We start from the raw sequence: 17,711 nt of genomic DNA, 5'->3' as shown, positions 1-17,711 counted from the left end.
CGATGGCCACCTCCTACCGCAACCCGGTCCTCGCCAAGTCGGCCCGCCGGGCGGGTCGGATCGCGCGCGGGCCGCTGAACGTGATCGACCGCGCCGGCGAGCAGATGTCGTTCTACTCGCGGGCCATCGCGTGGATTCCGCGCACCGCGGTGCACTACCGCAAGGAGGTCATGCGGCTGCTCGCCGAGGTGACCTTCGGCTCCGGCGCGCTCGCGGTGATCGGCGGGACCATCGGCGTCATCGTCTTCATGTCCGGCTCGGTCGGCGTGGTCGTCGGCCTGCAGGGCTTCAAGGCGCTCGACGCGCTGGGTAGCTCCGTCCTCACCGGCTTCCTCACCGCCTACATCAACACGCGCGAAATCGCCCCGCTGGTGGCGGCATTGGCGCTCTCGGCGACGGTGGGCTGCGGCTTCACCGCGCAATTGGGCGCCATGCGGATCTCCGAGGAGATCGACGCGCTCGAGGTGATGGCGGTGCCCGGCGTGCCGTTCCTGGTGACCACCAGGGTGATCGCCGGATTCGTCGCGGTCATCCCGCTCTACATCGTCGGCCTGCTCGGCGCCTACTTCGCGTCGCGCTCGATCAGCATCTGGTTCAACGGCCAATCGAGCGGTTCCTACGACCACTATTTCAGCCTGTTCCTGCCACCGGAGGACGTGCTCTATTCGTTCCTCAAGGTGCTGATATTCGCGTTCGTGATCATCCTGGTGCACTGCTACTACGGCTTCACCGCCACCGGCGGACCCGCGGGCGTCGGCGTCGCGGTGGGTCGCGCGGTGCGCGCCGCCATCGTGCTGGTGAACATCCTCGACTTCTTCCTCAGCCTCGCGATCTGGGGAACGACCACGACGGTGCGGGTCGCCGGATGAGGCGGGGGCTGAGGCATGAGTAGTGGCACTCAGGCGTGGCGGTCCACGGAGAAGACTCGGGTGCGGCTGCTGGGGATCGCGTTCTTCGTGATCGTCGGGCTGTTCCTGTGGACGACCGTCGCGATCTACAACAAGCAGTTCGTCCGGACCGTCGACGTGAACCTGGTGACCGACAGCGTGGGCAACGCGCTGACCAAGAACGCGGACGTGAAGGTGCGCGGGGTGATGGTCGGCGAGGTGCGGTCGAGCCGGTCCGAAGGTGGCAAGGTGACATTGGACCTGGCCATCGATCCCGGCAAGGCCCAGCAGATCCCGGTGAACGCGACCGCGCGGCTGGTGCCGAAGACGTTGTTCGGCGAGCGCTACGTGGATCTGGTGATCCCCGAGGATGCCAGCCCGCAGCACCTGACCGACGGCGTCACCCTGTATCAGGACGTCAGCGGCAACGCCATCGAGATCAGCAAACTGCTCGACGACTTGCTTCCGCTGCTGCAGGCGATCCCGCCGCAGGATCTGGCCGCCACCCTCGGCGCGCTCGCCCAGGCGCTGTCGGGTCAGGGTTTTGCGCTGGGTGAGAGCGTGGACAAGCTGGACACGATCTTCCGCGACATCAACGGCGTGCTGCCGGAACTGCAGGAGGGTCTGCGCGGCTTCGCCGAGACAGCCGCGGTGTACTCCGACGCGGCGCCGCAGCTGGTCGACGCGCTGAACAACCTGCGCACTACCAACGCCACCATCGTGCAGCGGCGCTCGGACATCGACACCCTCTACGCCACGCTGACCCCGACCTCGTCGAGCCTGGCCGACTTCTTTCTGGCCAACCACGACAACATCATCGACGTGGCCGCCGATTCGCGACCCGCGCTGGAGCAGCTGGCGGTGTACTCGCCGAGCTACGCCTGCGCGCTGGCCAACTTCGCGAAGATGAAGCCGCGCATCGACCAGCTCTTCGGCATGGGCACGGACCGGCCGGGCTCCCGGGTGACGATCGAGCTGACCAACACCCGCGGCAAGTACCTGCCCAACCAGGACGAACCGCGCTGGCTCGACACCCGCGGCCCCTGGTGCCTCCCCGAGTACCCGGTGAACATGGACCCGGGCCAGTACACCGGCGGCCCGAACAACGACGGCTCCTACGCGGTGCCCAGCCGCTACCCCGGTGACCAGGAGAGCGGCAAACTGCCGATTCCGCAGTTCGGCGTGTACGCGGCGGCGCAGGTGCCGACGCTGGCGGGCTCGCCGAGCGAGCAGCAGTCGCTCGGCGCGATCTACGGTGCGGCGCAGGGGGTTGCACCCGAAGAAGTGCCGGGCTGGGTGACCAGGATCGGGGCGCCCGCCTTCCGAGGCAGCGAGGTGAGCGTGCGATGAAGGAAAAGCTGCGCGGCCTCGGCGGGCCGCTGACCAAACTGATCGTCTTCGTGATCGTGACGTTGTTCGTCACCACGATGCTCGGTCTTTCGATCGCCAACTACACCGGCGGCGGCACGCTGTTCAAGGCGCGGTTCACCGACGTCACCTCGCTCAACCCGGGTGACGAGGTGCGCATCGCCGGCGTGCGAGTCGGCAAGGTCACCGGCGTCTCGATCGTCGACAAGCGGTGGGCCGAGGTGAAATTCGAACTCACCGACCGCGATTGGCTGCCCGCCTCCACCACCGCGACCATCCGGTACCGCAACCTGGTCGGCCAGCGCTACATCGCGCTCGAGCAGGGCACCGGCGAGCAGGGCCGCAAGCTCAACGAGGGCGGCACCATCCCGCTGGACCGGACCAGGCCCGCGCTGAACCTGACCACGCTGTTCGACGGCTTCCGTCCGCTGTTCCGCACGCTGACCGCCGAGGACGTGAACAAGCTCTCGTACGAGATCATCCAGGTCTTCCAGGGGGAGCAGGGCACCATCCACGACCTGGTGGCCAGCACCGCGAGCCTGACCAACAAGATCGCCGACAAGGATGCGGTGATCGGCGAGCTGGTGGAGAACCTGACCGCCGTGCTGGAGACGATCAACGAGCGCGACGACCAGTTCGACGAGCTCATCGTCAACACCGAAGCGCTGGTCTCCGGCCTGGCCGCCGAACGCGACACCGTCGGCCGCTCGATCAGCTCGCTGGGCAACCTGGCCACGGCGACCTCGGAACTGCTGGTTCCCACCCGGCCTTCCCTGCAGGGCACGATCGCGGGCCTGAACCAGCTCACCGGGACACTGAACGAACGCTCCGACGAGGTGAACCTGGCGCTGGCCACGCTGCCGGTGAAGATGGAAAAGCTCGGGCGGGTGGGCAGTTACGGCTCCTGGTTCCAGTTCTACCTGTGCGGCATCGACATCGTGGTCGGCCCTGGCGCGGTGGACGCGCCGCAGCTCAACCTGCCCGCGAGCCTGCCGACCATCAACCAGCCGCTGTACACCAACGCCGCGCCGCGCTGCCACGGGAAGGCCCGCTGATGGACGATCGGACCCTCCTCGGCAAGCGCAGCCCGGTCTTCCTCGGCGTGCTCGGCCTCGCCATGGTGGTGCTGGTGACGATGTCGGCGTTCTCCCTGGACCGGCTGCCGATCATCGGCGCGGGCACCAAGTACAGCGCCGAGTTCTCCGAGGCCGCGGGCCTGAAGAAGGGCAACGAGGTTCGCATCGCGGGCGTGAAGGTGGGCTCGGTCTCCGGCGTCCGCCTGGAAGGCGACCGGGTGCTCGTCGAATTCCGCACCAAGGACGCCTGGATCGGCAACGAGACCACCGCCTCCATCCAGATCAAGACGCTGCTCGGCCAGAAGTACCTGGCACTGGATCCGCGAGGTTCGCGCCCGGCCGATCCGAGCAAGCCGATTCCGTTGTCGCGCACCGTGTCTCCCTACGACGTGGTGGACGCCTTCTCGGACGCGGCAGCGAACATCGAGGAGATCGACACCGCCCAGCTGGCCACCAGCATGCGGGTGCTCGCCGAGGCGTTCGAGACAACGCCGCCGGAGATCCGCGGCTCCATCGACGGCGTCGCGCGGCTCTCGGAGACCCTGGCCAAGCGCGACGAGGAACTCAAGCGGCTGTTCAAGGCGACGCGGCAGACCACCGAGGTGCTCGCCGACCGCAACGCCGAGTTCGAACGGCTGCTCGCCTCCGGCGGACAGCTGCTCGCCGAGCTGAACATCCGTCAGCAGGCCATCCACCAGCTGCTCGTCGGCGCCAAGTCGGTGTCGGTCGAGCTGAGCGCGCTGGTCGCCGACAACTCCGAGCAGATCGGTCCGGCGCTGACCAACCTCGCCGCCGCGATCGACCTGCTGAACGCCAACCAGCAGAACATCTCCAAGACGCTGGAGCTGGCGGCCCCCTTCTACGGCCTGTACGCGAACGTGCTCGGCACCGGCCGGTGGTTCGACGCGGTGATCGTCAACCTGCTGCCGCCTGCGCTGCCGGAGATCCCCGGCTACCGGGACCCGGTACGGAACATGGGAGGTAACTGACGTGGCCGCGAGCTGGCGCAGCGATCCGCTCACCGCGTTCCGGGAATCGGGCCGGGGCACCAAGATCGGCATCGCGCTCGGCGTCGTCCTCGCGCTGGTCGCCGGGTGGGTGCTGTGGTGGGGCTTCGACCGGTTGACCACCACCAGGATCACCGCCTATTTCGACCGCTCGGTGGGCATCTACGAGGGCTCCGACGTGCGCATCCTCGGCGTGCCGGTGGGCCGGGTGGCATCGGTGGAGCCGATGGGCGACCAGGTGAAGATCGTGATGACCGTCGACCGCGGCTACGACGTGCCCGTCGACGCGCAGGCCGCGCAGATCACCCCGTCGGTCGTCTCGGACCGCTACATCCAGCTGACCCCGGTCTATCGCGGCGGCCCGAAGATGGGTCGCACCGCGACGATTCCGCGGGAACGCACCGTCACCCCCGTCGAGGTCGATCAGCTCTACAAGAGCATCGCCGAACTCAGTGACGCCCTCGGCCCGGACGGCGCCAACAAAGAGGGTGCGGTGAACGAGCTCGTGCGCACCTCGGCGGCCAATCTGGCGGGCAACGGCGAGGCGCTGGCCAACAGCATCACCCAGCTCTCCGCCGCGGCCAGGTACCTGTCCGAGGCGCGCGGCGACATCTTCGAGACCGTCAAGCATCTGCAGAGCTTCGTGAGCATGCTGGCGAAGAACGATCAGCAGGTGCGCGAATTCAACACGCAGCTGGCCGATCTCGCCGGATTTCTGGCCGGTGAGCGGCAGAACCTCGGTGAGGCGCTGCAGCTGCTCTCGGTCGCGCTCGGCGACATCGCGCGGTTCATCGACGACAACCGCGCGCTGGTCGCGGAGAACGCCGAGGCGCTGACCACCCTGACCAAGACACTGGCCGATCAGCGCGACGACCTCGCCGCCGCGCTTCCGGTGATTCCCCTCGCGCTGAGCAACCTGGTCAACATCCACAACGCCGAGTCCGGAACCCTCGACATGCGGGCCAACTTCACCGATCTGCAGGACCCGTTCGGCACGGTCTGCAGGATGCTCGACCTGTCGAAGCTGATGCCGGGCGACCCGCGTTTCGAGGCGCTCGGCCGTCAGATGCGCCCGCTGCTGGACCACTGCAAGGAGATCACCGACCAGATCACCGCGGGGGTGAAGACCCCGACGCTGATCCTGCCGTTCGGCATCCTCTCCGGTGAGAACCTGCAGCGCGACCCCGTGCCTGGCACCGTGCCCGGCACGCCGTCGAACCAGTTGCCGCCGTCGGAGCAGGGAGGTGAGCGATGACGACGACCAAGCCGATCGTCCGCGGGCTGACCGCGGCGGCGCTCGCCGTCTCGGTCGCGCTGATCAGTTCGTGCTCCGCCGACGGCATCTACAGCGTGCCGCTGCCGGGCGGCGCCGATGTCGGCCCGCATCCCATCCACGTCGACATCCACTTCGACGACGTGCTCGACCTGGTGCCGCAGTCCGCGGTGAAGGTCGAGGGTGTGCCGGTGGGGCGGGTCGAGGACATCGTGCTCGCGCAGGACGGCTGGACCGCCAGCGTGCGCACCCTGATCAACGGCTCGGTCGACCTGCCCGCCAACGCCAGGGCGGAGGTACGGCAGTCGAATCTGCTCGGCGAGAAGTTCATCGAGCTCTCCCGGCCCGCCGCGGACCCGGATCCGGCGAAGCTGGCCGACGGCGCGGTGATCCCGATCGAGAACACCCGCCACGCCACCGAGATCGAACAGGTGCTCGGCGCCATATCGCTGCTGCTCCAAGGCGGCGGTGTCGCGCAACTGAAGCCCATCGTCACGGAGCTGAACAAGACGCTGGGCGGTCGCGAGGACCGGGTGCGCTCGTTGCTGGAGCAGACCAATACCTTGATCGGCGGGCTGAACGAGCAGGTCGACGACATCACGCGCGCCATCGACGGGCTCGCCACGCTCAGCAGCCGGGTGAGCGGCCAGACCGAGCAGATCGCCAAGATCCTCGACGAATTGCCCGAGGGCATCAGGATCCTGGAAGAGCAACGGCCCGAACTGATTTCGCTGCTCACCCAGCTGGACCGGGTGGGTCAGGCCGGCTTCGACGTGCTGAACACCGCCAAGGACGACCTGATCCGCGACCTCAACTCGCTGCGGCCCACGCTGCAGGAACTCGGCCGCGCCGCGCCGGACCTGGTGACCGCGTTCCCGCTGATTCCGACCTATCCGTTCCCCGACTCCTCGCTGGAGGGCACCTTCGGCGGCCAGGTCAACACCTGGCTCTCGGTGGACCAGCAGATCGGCGTCACGCTGAGCAATCTCGGTGTCGGCAAACCGGATCCGGTGTACATCCCGCCGCCGTACGGTCCGCCGGTGAACGTGGACCCGTCCAACCCGTACTACAACGGCAACGGTCCGCGCCCCGGCTGGCCCACGGTGTCGCTGTTCCCGCTGCCGCCGACCATGGCGGTGCTGCCCGCACCCGGCGTGCCCGTGCCGAACCCGCTCGGGCCGCTGCTCGACCAGTTCGGTGTGACGCCTCCCGGCGGCGCCGAAGGAGGGGGTGAGCCGCGATGACCCGTCTCGTTCGCAACCAGCTGATCGTCTTCGTGGTGATCGCTGTGGTCGGCGTGGCCTTCGTCGGCGCCAAGTACATCCGGCTCGACCACATGCTCGGGTTCGGCCAGTACGACGTGCGCGTCGACGCGGAGCAGACCGGCGGCATCTACCCGGGAGCCGAGGTGACCTATCGGGGCGTCCCGGTCGGCCGGGTCGGCGACGTGGCGCTGACCGACGAAGGCGTCAGCATGACGCTGGTCATCGACTCCGACTCGCCGCGGATCCCGGCCTCGGCGAAGGCCGTGGTGGCGAATCGGTCGGCCATCGGCGAGCAGTACGTCGACTTGCAGCCGGACAGCGACCTCGGCCCGTACCTGAAGGACGGCTCGGTGATCGAGGGCGCGCAGCTTCCGATCTCGGTGGAGCAATTGATCTCCAGCGTCGACCACTTCACCAGGACGGTGGACCTGGAGGCGTTGAACACCACCGTCACCGAGCTGGGCAAGGCCTTCGACGGCAAGGGTGACGACCTGCGGGTCTTCCTGCAGTCGCTCAACGAGTTCACCATCACGTTCCACGAGACGCTGCCGCAGACCATCCAGCTGATCCGCGACGGCAGGGTGGTGTTCACGACGCAGGCCGAGCAGGGGGCTGCGATCCGGAGGTTCAGCGACGGCCTGGACAAGCTCACCGCGCAGCTGCGCTCCAGCGACCCCGCGGTGCGCAGGCTGATCGGCACCGGCACCGACGCGGGCGAGCAGCTCGGCGCCCTGCTCGACGAGAGCGGCGGCGCGCTCACCGAGGATCTGGCCAACCTGCGCGTGCTGTTGCAGGGCATCTCGCCCAAGTTCTACGCGCTGCGGCCGCTGCTGCAGATGCTGCCGCAGCTGTCGCTCGGCGCGTCGGCGACCGCGCCCGGCGACGGCACCAGCCACTTCGGCCTGGTGCTCGAGACCAACAACCCGCCCGCCTGCACCGTCGGCTACGAGGGCACCCAGCGCATTCTCGAGCAGATGAAGGCGCAGGACCCGGACTTCGACGACACTCGTGACGAGTTCCCGTTCAACAAGGACGCGAAATGCCTTGTGCCGTTCGGCAACCCGACCGCGGTCCGGGGCGGCGAGCGGGCCGAGTTGGCCGATCCGAGCATCGTGCAGCCCTGGGACGAGAACCCGAAGGTCGACCCGGAGAAGCTGAACCTGAACCCGATCGCCGTGCAGCTTGCCACCCTGATGGGGGTCACGCCGAAGCGGTGACCAGGAAGGATGACGTTATGGTGTGCAGTCGTGAGCTTTGACCTGTCCAAGGAATCGGCGGCCGCCGAGCCCGAGTCGGAGAGCCCGGCTGCCGCCGAGTCCTCGACAGGGGCCGGTTCGGGCCGTCTGCCGTTCGTGGTCAGCGCGGTGGCGTTCGGTGCGCTCGCCGTCGCCCTGGTCGTCGCGCTGTGGTTCGGCGGGGGCTGGGTCCGCGCGGCGTTCTTCACCGATGGCCCGCGCGCCGATGCCCGCGATTCCGCGCTGGACGCCGCGCGCCAGGCCGCGCTCAATATGACCTCGATGAACCTCGACGACGTGCCTGGTTCGCTCGCGCTGGCCAGGTCGTCGATGACCGGACCGATCCTGGAGTCGGCGACGAAGAACCAGCAGCAGTCCGAGCAGATGGCCGCGCAGGCGGCCGTCGGCATGAAGTCCAAAGTGCTCGGCGCCGCGCTGACCTCGCTGAACAGCGAGCGGGACAAGGCGACGGCACTGGTGGTACTGCAGGTGACGGAGTCGAAGCCGGACAAGTCGGTCTCCGATTACCGCTACACGTGGAGCCTGGACATGACCAAGGACGGCGACGTCTGGAAGGCCGAGCAGGTGGCCTCGCTGACCCAGCCGGTGCTGCTGGAGGGGCCCGGTCCTGGCGGGCTCGGACAGCCGGGCGCGCAGCCGCCCGCCGCTCCCGCGCCGACCGAGGGTGCCCCGGCGCAGGAGGGACCGCGATGAACAACCGCCGCCCCGTCAACCGCGTCACCCCGAAACGGCGCACCGCACAGCCCGCCGCGCGCCCCACCCGCAGGCCCAAGGTCACCTCGGCGCGTCCGACCGCGCCGCGCGATATCCCGACCGGCGACGAACGCGCGAGCCGCCCGCGCCGCAAGACCGCTCGCCGCGTACCGTCCGCCGGTTCTTGGGCGCCGGTCGCCGCTGCGATCGTCGCAGCCGTGTTGCTCGCCGGATTCGCCGTCGTCGCCGCGTTGCGGCCCGGTGTGCCCGACGAGAACCGGGCGTTCGTCGACACCAGCGCGACCGAAGAGGTGCGCGCCGCCGCCGACCACGCCCTGCGGACCATCTACGGGTACGACATCGCGACCATCGACGGCTACGAGGCCGCGGTACGCCAAGTGGTCACCGGCGCCATGCTGACCGATCTCGACAAGTTCGCCGCCACCACCGTCGACGCCATCCGGCAGGCGCAGACCAGCGCCGATGCCAAGGCCGACCCGATCGGCGTGACGATGCTCACCGAGGATCGCGCGGAGTTGCTGGTGAATCTCGTGGTGAGCGCCACCAAGGACGGCGTCGCCCAGCAGAGCGTCGCCGGGCCGGTGGTGTTGCGCATGCAGAAGGTGGACGGTCGCTGGCTGGCCAGCGGCATCGTCGACCAGTGATCTTGGTCCGCGCCGCCGTATCCCGGTGGGGGCGGGTCGGGCCGGGCACTTGACGAGCTTCGCCGGACCCGTCACGCTATTCACAACAGCGGCAGCTGTCACAAGTGGTTTCAGCCGCCCCGTGGCCCTCGACGCAGCCAGCGATCCGGGCGCCGGGCATCGCCCGAACGGGGTCGGCAAGCGGGCCGCTTGCCCATGCCGCCCGGCGTGCCGCCCCACGGCGCGCCAGCGGCGTGGAGGATCACACGGGTGGTACTTTGACACCTCCGTGTCTAGGAGTGTAGGTTTGGACTTTGCGCTGGCTGCCTCCTGTCCATACCTCGATTCGCACACGTAAGTTTCGCCCTTCCGGTGTTACTTCCGTTGTTGCCTGTTCGGGTTTCGTTCGGGTTGTGACCAGCGGAATTCGTAGCAGAAGCAAGCGACGGTCGCGGACCACCACGCGACGCGCGTGAGGTGCTGGAAGGACGCATCTTGGCAGTCTCCACCCAGACCAAGGCAGTTGCCGGTATCCCTGGAGCCCCCAAGCGGGTCTCCTTCGCGAAGATCCGTGAACCCTTGGAAGTGCCGGGTCTTCTCGATCTACAAACGGAATCGTTCTCCTGGTTGGTCGGTTCGTCGGAATGGCGCGAGCGTGCGGCCGCTCGCGGCGACGTCGGCCTCACCGGCGGACTCGAGGAGGTGCTCGAGGAGCTTTCGCCGATCGAGGACTTCTCCGGCTCCATGTCCCTGTCCTTCTCGGACCCGCGCTTCGAAGAGGTCAAGGCCTCGATCGATGAGTGCAAAGAAAAGGACATGACGTACGCGGCGCCGCTGTTCGTCACCGCCGAGTTCATCAACAACAACACCGGTGAGATCAAGAGCCAGACGGTCTTCATGGGTGATTTCCCGATGATGACCGACAAGGGCACGTTCATCATCAACGGCACCGAGCGTGTCGTCGTTTCGCAGCTGGTCCGCTCCCCGGGCGTCTACTTCGATCACAGCATCGACAAGGGCACCGAGAAGGACCTGCACAGCGTGCGCGTCATCCCGTCGCGCGGCGCGTGGCTGGAGTTCGACGTCGACAAGCGCGACACCGTCGGCGTCCGCATCGACCGCAAGCGTCGTCAGCCGGTCACCGTGCTGCTGAAGGCGCTGGGCTGGACCACCGAGGAGATCGTCGAGCGCTTCGGCTTCTCCGAGATCATGATGTCCACGCTCGAGAAGGACAACACCGCCGGTCAGGACGAGGCGCTGCTGGACATCTACCGCAAGCTGCGTCCGGGCGAGCCGCCGACCAAGGAGTCCGCGCAGACCCTGCTGGAGAACCTGTTCTTCAAGGAGAAGCGCTACGACCTGGCTCGCGTCGGTCGCTACAAGATCAACAAGAAGCTGGGCATCCACCTGAACGAGCCGGTCATCGGTTCGGTGCTGACGAAGGAAGACATCGTCAGCACCATCGAGTACCTGGTGCGCCTGCACTCCGGCGACAAGGTCATGACCGCCCCCGGCGGCGAAGAGGTGCCCGTCGAGGTCGACGACATCGACCACTTCGGCAACCGTCGCCTGCGCACCGTCGGCGAGCTGATCCAGAACCAGATCCGGGTCGGTCTCTCCCGCATGGAGCGCGTCGTCCGCGAGCGCATGACCACTCAGGACGTCGAGGCCATCACGCCGCAGACCCTGATCAACATCCGCCCGGTCGTCGCCGCGATCAAGGAGTTCTTCGGAACCTCCCAGCTGTCGCAGTTCATGGACCAGAACAACCCGCTGTCGGGTCTGACCCACAAGCGCCGCCTCTCGGCGCTTGGCCCGGGTGGTCTGTCTCGTGAGCGTGCTGGCCTGGAAGTCCGAGACGTCCACCCGTCGCACTACGGCCGCATGTGCCCGATCGAGACCCCGGAAGGCCCGAACATCGGCCTGATCGGCTCGCTGTCGGTGTACGCGCGGGTCAACCCGTTCGGCTTCATCGAGACGCCGTACCGCAAGGTCATCGAGGGCCGGGTCACCGACGAGGTCAAGTACCTCACCGCCGACGAGGAGGACCGCGAGGTCCGCGCCCAGGCGAACTCGCCGGTCGACGCCGACGGCAACTTCCTCGAGGACCGGGTGCTCGCGCGCCGCGGCAACGAGGAGATGGAGTTCGTCGCCCCGACCGAGGTGACCTACATGGACGTCTCGCCGCGCCAGATGGTGTCGGTCGCGACCGCCATGATCCCGTTCCTCGAGCACGACGACGCCAACCGTGCCCTCATGGGCGCGAACATGCAGCGTCAGGCCGTGCCGCTGATCCGTTCCGAGGCCCCGATCGTGGGCACCGGCATGGAGCTGCGCGCCGCGACCGATGCAGGCGATGTCGTGGTGAACGAGAAGGCCGGCGTGGTCGAGGAGGTCTCCGCGGACTACGTCACGGTCATGGCCGACGACGGCACCCGCAAGTCCTACCGGATGCGGAAGTTCGCTCGCTCCAACCAGGGCACCTGCTCCAACCAGCGCCCGATCGTGGACGAGGGCCAGCGGGTGGAGAAGGGCCAGGTCCTGGCCGACGGTCCGTGCACCGAGAACGGTGAGATGGCCCTCGGCAAGAACCTGCTCGTGGCGATCATGCCGTGGGAAGGCCACAACTACGAGGACGCGATCATCCTGTCGCAGCGCCTCGTGGAAGAGGACGTCCTCACCTCGATCCACATCGAAGAGCACGAGATCGACGCCCGCGACACCAAGCTGGGCGCCGAGGAGATCACCAGGGACATCCCGAACGTCTCCGACGAGGTGCTCGCCGACCTGGACGAGCGCGGCATCGTGCGCATCGGCGCCGAGGTCCGCGACGGCGACATCCTGGTCGGCAAGGTCACCCCGAAGGGTGAGACCGAGCTGACCCCGGAGGAGCGGCTGCTGCGCGCGATCTTCGGTGAGAAGGCGCGCGAGGTCCGCGACACCTCGCTGAAGGTGCCGCACGGTGAGTCCGGCAAGGTCATCGGCATCCGCGTGTTCTCGCGCGACGACGAGGACGACCTGCCCCCGGGCGTCAACGAGCTGGTCCGCGTGTACGTGGCGCAGAAGCGCAAGATCCAGGACGGCGACAAGCTCGCCGGTCGCCACGGCAACAAGGGTGTCATCGGCAAGATCCTGCCGACCGAGGACATGCCGTTCATGCCGGACGGCACCCCGGTCGACATCATCCTGAACACCCACGGTGTGCCGCGTCGTATGAACATCGGCCAGATCCTGGAAACCCACCTGGGCTGGATCGGCAAGGCCGGTTGGCAGGTCGACGGCAACCCCGAGTGGGCGGCGAACCTGCCGGAGGAGATGTTCGGCGCGCCCGCCGACTCGAACATCGCCACCCCGGTGTTCGACGGCGCCCGCGAGGAGGAGCTGACCGGTCTGCTCAGCTCGACCCTGCCGAACCGCGACGGCGAGCGCATGGTCGACGACAACGGCAAGGCCACCCTGTTCGACGGCCGCTCCGGCGAGCCGTTCCCGTACCCGGTGGCGGTGGGCTACATGTACATCCTGAAGCTGCACCACCTGGTCGACGACAAGATCCACGCGCGTTCGACCGGCCCGTACTCGATGATCACCCAGCAGCCGCTCGGTGGTAAGGCGCAGTTCGGTGGTCAGCGCTTCGGTGAGATGGAGTGCTGGGCGATGCAGGCCTACGGTGCCGCATACACCCTGCAGGAACTGCTCACCATCAAGTCCGACGACGTCGTGGGCCGCGTGAAGGTCTACGAGGCGATCGTGAAGGGCGAGAACATTCCGGAGCCGGGCATTCCGGAGTCGTTCAAGGTGCTCCTCAAGGAACTCCAGTCGCTGTGCCTCAACGTCGAGGTGCTGTCTTCGGACGGCGCCGCGATCGAGCTGCGCGAAGGCGAGGACGAGGACCTGGAGCGCGCCGCGGCGAACCTGGGCATCAACCTGTCCAGGAACGAAGCGGCCACCGTCGACGATTTGGCGAACTAGGCGTTCGGGCGCGGACGAACTCGGTTACCGACGACGTCCGCGCCCATCGCGAACAACCAACTAGTGAACTTTTGCTCGAATTCGACCCGCACAGGGGAAAGGAAGTTACGTGCTAGACGTCAACTTCTTCGATGAACTCCGGATCGGCCTTGCCACCGCCGAAGACATCCGCCAGTGGTCCTACGGTGAGGTGAAGAAGCCGGAGACCATCAACTACCGCACGCTGAAGCCGGAGAAGGACGGCCTCTTCTGCGAGAAGATCTTCGGTCCCACCCGGGACTGGGAGTGCTACTGCGGTAAGTACAAGCGTGTCCGCTTCAAGGGCATCATCTGTGAGCGCTGTGGCGTCGAGGTCACCCGCGCCAAGGTGCGCCGTGAGCGGATGGGCCACATCGAGCTGGCCGCGCCTGTCACCCACATCTGGTACTTCAAGGGCGTGCCGTCGCGCCTCGGCTACCTGCTCGACCTCGCGCCGAAGGATCTGGAAAAGATCATCTACTTCGCCGCGTACGTCATCGTCGGCGTCGACGAGGAGCTGCGTCACAACGAGCTCTCCACGCTCGAAGCCGAGATGGAGGTCGAGAAGAAGGCCGTCGCCGATCAGCGCGACGCCGACCTCGAGGCCCGCGCGCAGAAGCTGGAAGCCGACCTGGCCGAGCTGGAGGCGGAGGGCGCCAAGTCCGACGTGCGCCGCAAGGTCAAGGACGGCGGCGAGCGCGAGATGCGCCAGCTCCGTGACCGTGCCCAGCGCGAGCTGGACCGGCTCGAGGAGATCTGGACCACCTTCACCAAGCTGGCCACCAAGCAGCTCATCGTGGACGAGGTGCTCTACCGCGAGCTGACCGACCGCTACGGCGAGTACTTCACCGGCGCCATGGGTGCGGAGTCCATCCAGAAGCTGATGGAGAACTTCGACATCGAGGCCGAGGCCGAGAACCTGCGCGAGACCATTCGCAGCGGTAAGGGCCAGAAGAAGCTGCGCGCGCTCAAGCGGCTCAAGGTCGTCGCGGCCTTCCAGACCAACGGCAACTCGCCGATGGGTATGGTGCTCGACGCCGTTCCGGTGATCCCGCCGGAGCTGCGCCCGATGGTTCAGCTCGACGGTGGCCGCTTCGCCACCTCCGACCTGAACGACCTGTACCGTCGCGTGATCAACCGCAACAACCGCCTCAAGCGACTGATCGACCTCGGCGCGCCCGAGATCATCGTCAACAACGAGAAGCGGATGCTGCAGGAGTCCGTCGACGCGCTGTTCGACAACGGCCGCCGCGGCCGTCCGGTCACCGGACCGGGCAACCGTCCGCTCAAGTCGCTGTCCGATCTGCTCAAGGGCAAGCAGGGCCGCTTCCGTCAGAACCTGCTCGGTAAGCGCGTCGACTACTCGGGCCGTTCGGTCATCGTCGTCGGCCCGCAGCTGAAGCTGCACCAGTGCGGTCTGCCGAAGCTGATGGCGCTGGAGCTGTTCAAGCCGTTCGTGATGAAGCGCCTGGTCGACCTGAACCACGCGCAGAACATCAAGTCCGCCAAGCGGATGGTGGAGCGGCAGCGGCCGCAGGTGTGGGACGTCCTCGAAGAGGTCATCGCCGAACACCCCGTGCTGCTCAACCGTGCGCCCACCCTGCACCGCCTCGGCATCCAGGCCTTCGAGCCGCAGCTGGTGGAAGGCAAGGCCATCCAGCTGCACCCGCTGGTCTGTGAGGCGTTCAACGCCGACTTCGACGGTGACCAGATGGCCGTGCACCTGCCGCTGTCGGCGGAGGCGCAGGCCGAGGCACGCATCCTGATGCTGTCCTCGAACAACATCCTGTCGCCCGCGTCGGGTCGTCCGCTCGCCATGCCGCGTCTTGACATGGTGACCGGCCTGTACTACCTGACCCGTCAGGTCGACGGCGCCAAGGGCGAGTACCGGCCCGCGTCGAAGGACGAGCCGGAGTTCGGCGTGTACTCCTCGCCCGCCGAGGCGCAGATGGCCGTGGACCGCGGCGAACTGACCGTGCGCTCGCAGATCAAGGTGCGGCTCACCACCCAGCGTCCGCCGCGCGAGGTCGAGGCGGAGCTGTTCCCGGAGGGCTGGCAGCGCGGCGACGCGTGGACCACCGAGACCACGCTGGGCCGGGTGCTGTTCAACGAGCTGCTGCCCGCGGACTACCCGTACATCAACGAGCAGATGCCGAAGAAGCGGCAGGCGACGATCATCAACGATCTCGCCGAGCGCTACCCGATGATCGTGGTCGCGCAGACCGTCGACAAGCTCAAGGACTCGGGCTTCTACTGGGCCACGCGTTCGGGTGTCACCGTCTCCATGTCGGACGTTCTCGTTCCGCCGGAGAAGGCCGAGATCATGGAGCGCTACGAGGCGCAGTCGGATCAGATCGAGAAGAAGTACCAGCGTGGTGCGCTCGATCACCAGGAGCGCAACAACGCCCTGGTCAAGATCTGGCAGGAGGCGACCGAAGAGGTGGGTAAGGCGCTGCGCGCGCACTACCCGGCCGACAACCCGATCATCACGATCGTCGACTCGGGCGCCACGGGTAACTTCACCCAGACCCGTACCCTCGCCGGTATGAAGGGCCTGGTGACGAACCCGAAGGGTGAGTTCATCCCGCGGCCGATCAAGTCCTCCTTCCGTGAGGGCCTGACGGTTCTGGAGTACTTCATCAACACCCACGGTGCTCGTAAGGGTCTGGCCGACACCGCGCTTCGTACCGCCGACTCGGGCTACCTGACCCGTCGTCTGGTGGACGTCTCGCAGGACGTCATCGTGCGCGAGCACGACTGTGGCACCGAGCGCGGCATCGTCGTGCCGATCGCCGAGAAGCAGCTCGACGGCACCATCATCCGCGACGCGCACGTGGAGACCTCCGCGTACGCTCGTACGCTCGCCGCCGACGCGCACGACGCGTCCGGCAACGTGGTGGTGGGCAAGGGCGCCGACCTCGGCGACCCGGCCATCGAGGCGCTGCTCGACGCGGGCATCACCGAGGTGAAGGTCCGCTCCGTGCTGACCTGCACCACCGGCACCGGCGTGTGTGCGACCTGCTACGGCCGCTCCATGGCGACCGGCAAGCTGGTCGACATCGGCGAGGCCGTCGGTATCGTCGCCGCGCAGTCCATCGGTGAGCCCGGTACCCAGCTGACCATGCGTACCTTCCACCAGGGTGGTGTCGCGGGTGACGACATCACCGGTGGTCTGCCGCGTGTTCAGGAGCTCTTCGAGGCTCGTGTGCCGAAGGGCAAGGCGCCGATCGCCGAGGTCTCGGGTCGCGTGCGGCTCGAGGACGACGATCGCTTCTACAAGATCACCATCATCCCGGACGACGGTGGTGAAGAGGTTGTCTACGACAAGCTCTCGAAGCGTCAGCGTCTGCGCGTGTTCAAGCACGACGACGGCACCGAGCGTCTGCTCTCGGACGGTGACCACGTCGAGGTCGGCCAGCAGCTGCTGGAAGGCGCGGCGGATCCGCACGAGGTGCTGCGCGTGATGGGCCCCCGTCAGGTGCAGATCCACCTGGTCCACGAGGTCCAGGAGGTCTACCGCTCGCAGGGTGTGTCGATCCACGACAAGCACATCGAGGTCATCGTGCGCCAGATGCTGCGTCGCGTGACGATCATCGATTCGGGTGCCACGGAGTTCCTGCCCGGCTCGCTCACCGAGCGTTCCGAGTTCGAGTCCTCCAACCGTCGCGTGGTTTCCGAAGGCGGCGAGCCCGCCTCCGGCCGCCCGGTGCTGATGGGTATCACCAAGGCGTCGCTGGCCACCGACTCGTGGCTGTCGGCGGCGTCCTTCCAGGAGACCACTCGAGTCCTGACGGACGCGGCGATCAACTGCCGCTCCGACAAGCTCATCGGCCTCAAGGAAAACGTGATCATCGGCAAGCTGATCCCGGCCGGTACCGGTATCAACCGCTACCGCAACATCCAGGTGCAGCCGACCGAAGAGGCTCGTGCCGCGGCGTACGCGGTGCCGTCCTACGACGACACCTACTACAGCCCGGACAGCTTCGGCGCCACCACCGGCGCCGCAGTCCCGCTGGACGACTACGGTTTCAGCGACTACCGGTAATCGGCAGTCACCGATAGGCATTCGGCCCCCGCTCCTCCCGGAGCGGGGGCCGTTCGCATTCCGGTGCGCCTGGAACCCGCGGCAAATCGGGGCATGTCGACGGACCCGGTAGACCTCGCAGGCCGTCCATACGCTTCGCAGTGGGTGTGACCTCTGCGAGGCGTGCGGAAGCTCTGCGAGGACGTGAAGCGCGTTGGGATTTTGAATGTT

The 17,711-nt window shown here is 67.4% G+C and carries 11 protein-coding genes; all 11 read left to right on the top strand.

From position 1 onward, the window contains the following. Positions 1-2 precede the first annotated feature (2 nt). Positions 3-869 (top strand): MlaE family ABC transporter permease, encoded by an 867-nt coding sequence (locus NL1_RS12590; RefSeq protein WP_067838321.1) that lies wholly within the window; start codon positions 3-5, stop codon positions 867-869. Between the two features lie 15 nt (positions 870-884). Further along, positions 885-2,237: an MCE family protein gene (locus NL1_RS12585; protein ID WP_067838318.1), complete on the top strand. Its 1,353-nt coding sequence runs from the start codon at positions 885-887 to the stop codon at positions 2,235-2,237. Beyond that, entirely contained in the window at positions 2,234-3,310 is a 1,077-nt protein-coding gene (locus NL1_RS12580) for an MCE family protein (RefSeq protein ID WP_174553410.1), read from the top strand. The genes NL1_RS12585 and NL1_RS12580 overlap by 4 nt, the downstream gene beginning before the upstream one ends. Next, positions 3,310-4,320, top strand: a complete 1,011-nt coding sequence (locus NL1_RS12575) for an MCE family protein (protein ID WP_067838315.1) — start codon at positions 3,310-3,312, stop codon at positions 4,318-4,320. Before NL1_RS12580 ends, NL1_RS12575 begins: the two co-directional genes overlap by 1 nt. Position 4,321: 1 nt before the next feature. Then, positions 4,322-5,593, top strand: a complete 1,272-nt coding sequence (locus NL1_RS12570; RefSeq protein ID WP_067838313.1) for an MCE family protein — start codon at positions 4,322-4,324, stop codon at positions 5,591-5,593. After that, positions 5,590-6,855, top strand: a complete 1,266-nt coding sequence (locus NL1_RS12565) for an MCE family protein (protein ID WP_067838311.1) — start codon at positions 5,590-5,592, stop codon at positions 6,853-6,855. The genes NL1_RS12570 and NL1_RS12565 overlap by 4 nt, the downstream gene beginning before the upstream one ends. Further along, positions 6,852-8,093 (top strand): MCE family protein, encoded by a 1,242-nt coding sequence (locus NL1_RS12560; RefSeq protein WP_067838308.1) that lies wholly within the window; start codon positions 6,852-6,854, stop codon positions 8,091-8,093. Before NL1_RS12565 ends, NL1_RS12560 begins: the two co-directional genes overlap by 4 nt. A 30-nt stretch (positions 8,094-8,123) precedes the next feature. Then, entirely contained in the window at positions 8,124-8,825 is a 702-nt protein-coding gene (locus NL1_RS12555; RefSeq protein ID WP_245673207.1) for a hypothetical protein, read from the top strand. After that, positions 8,822-9,490 carry a hypothetical protein gene (locus NL1_RS12550; protein ID WP_067838307.1) on the top strand — a complete coding sequence of 223 codons (669 nt, stop codon included), beginning with the start codon at positions 8,822-8,824 and terminating at the stop codon, positions 9,488-9,490. The genes NL1_RS12555 and NL1_RS12550 overlap by 4 nt, the downstream gene beginning before the upstream one ends. Before the next feature lie 456 nt (positions 9,491-9,946). Next, the gene (gene rpoB / locus NL1_RS12545; protein WP_067838304.1) at positions 9,947-13,438 is read left to right on the top strand and encodes a DNA-directed RNA polymerase subunit beta; all 3,492 of its coding nucleotides are present in this window, start codon (positions 9,947-9,949) and stop codon (positions 13,436-13,438) included. A 109-nt stretch (positions 13,439-13,547) separates the two neighbouring features. Then, on the top strand, positions 13,548-17,501 hold the full coding sequence (locus tag NL1_RS12540; RefSeq protein WP_067838302.1) for a DNA-directed RNA polymerase subunit beta': 3,954 nt from the start codon (positions 13,548-13,550) through the stop codon (positions 17,499-17,501). The last annotated feature ends 210 nt before the right edge of the window (positions 17,502-17,711 follow it).

The organism is Nocardia lijiangensis NBRC 108240 (assembly GCF_001613045.1).
Taxonomy (GTDB): domain Bacteria; phylum Actinomycetota; class Actinomycetes; order Mycobacteriales; family Mycobacteriaceae; genus Nocardia; species Nocardia lijiangensis.
Note: the sequence above shows the minus strand (reverse complement) of the source record. Positions and strands in the feature narration are given on the sequence as shown.

Coding starts and splice junctions, on each gene's coding strand:
- NL1_RS12560 (WP_067838308.1), top strand. CDS start 6,852: ATGACCCGTCTCGTTCGCAACCAGCTGATCGTCTTCGTGGTGATCGCT.
- NL1_RS12565 (WP_067838311.1), top strand. CDS start 5,590: ATGACGACGACCAAGCCGATCGTCCGCGGGCTGACCGCGGCGGCGCTC.
- NL1_RS12550 (WP_067838307.1), top strand. CDS start 8,822: ATGAACAACCGCCGCCCCGTCAACCGCGTCACCCCGAAACGGCGCACC.
- NL1_RS12590 (WP_067838321.1), top strand. CDS start 3: ATGGCCACCTCCTACCGCAACCCGGTCCTCGCCAAGTCGGCCCGCCGG.
- NL1_RS12580 (WP_174553410.1), top strand. CDS start 2,234: ATGAAGGAAAAGCTGCGCGGCCTCGGCGGGCCGCTGACCAAACTGATC.
- NL1_RS12575 (WP_067838315.1), top strand. CDS start 3,310: ATGGACGATCGGACCCTCCTCGGCAAGCGCAGCCCGGTCTTCCTCGGC.
- NL1_RS12585 (WP_067838318.1), top strand. CDS start 885: ATGAGTAGTGGCACTCAGGCGTGGCGGTCCACGGAGAAGACTCGGGTG.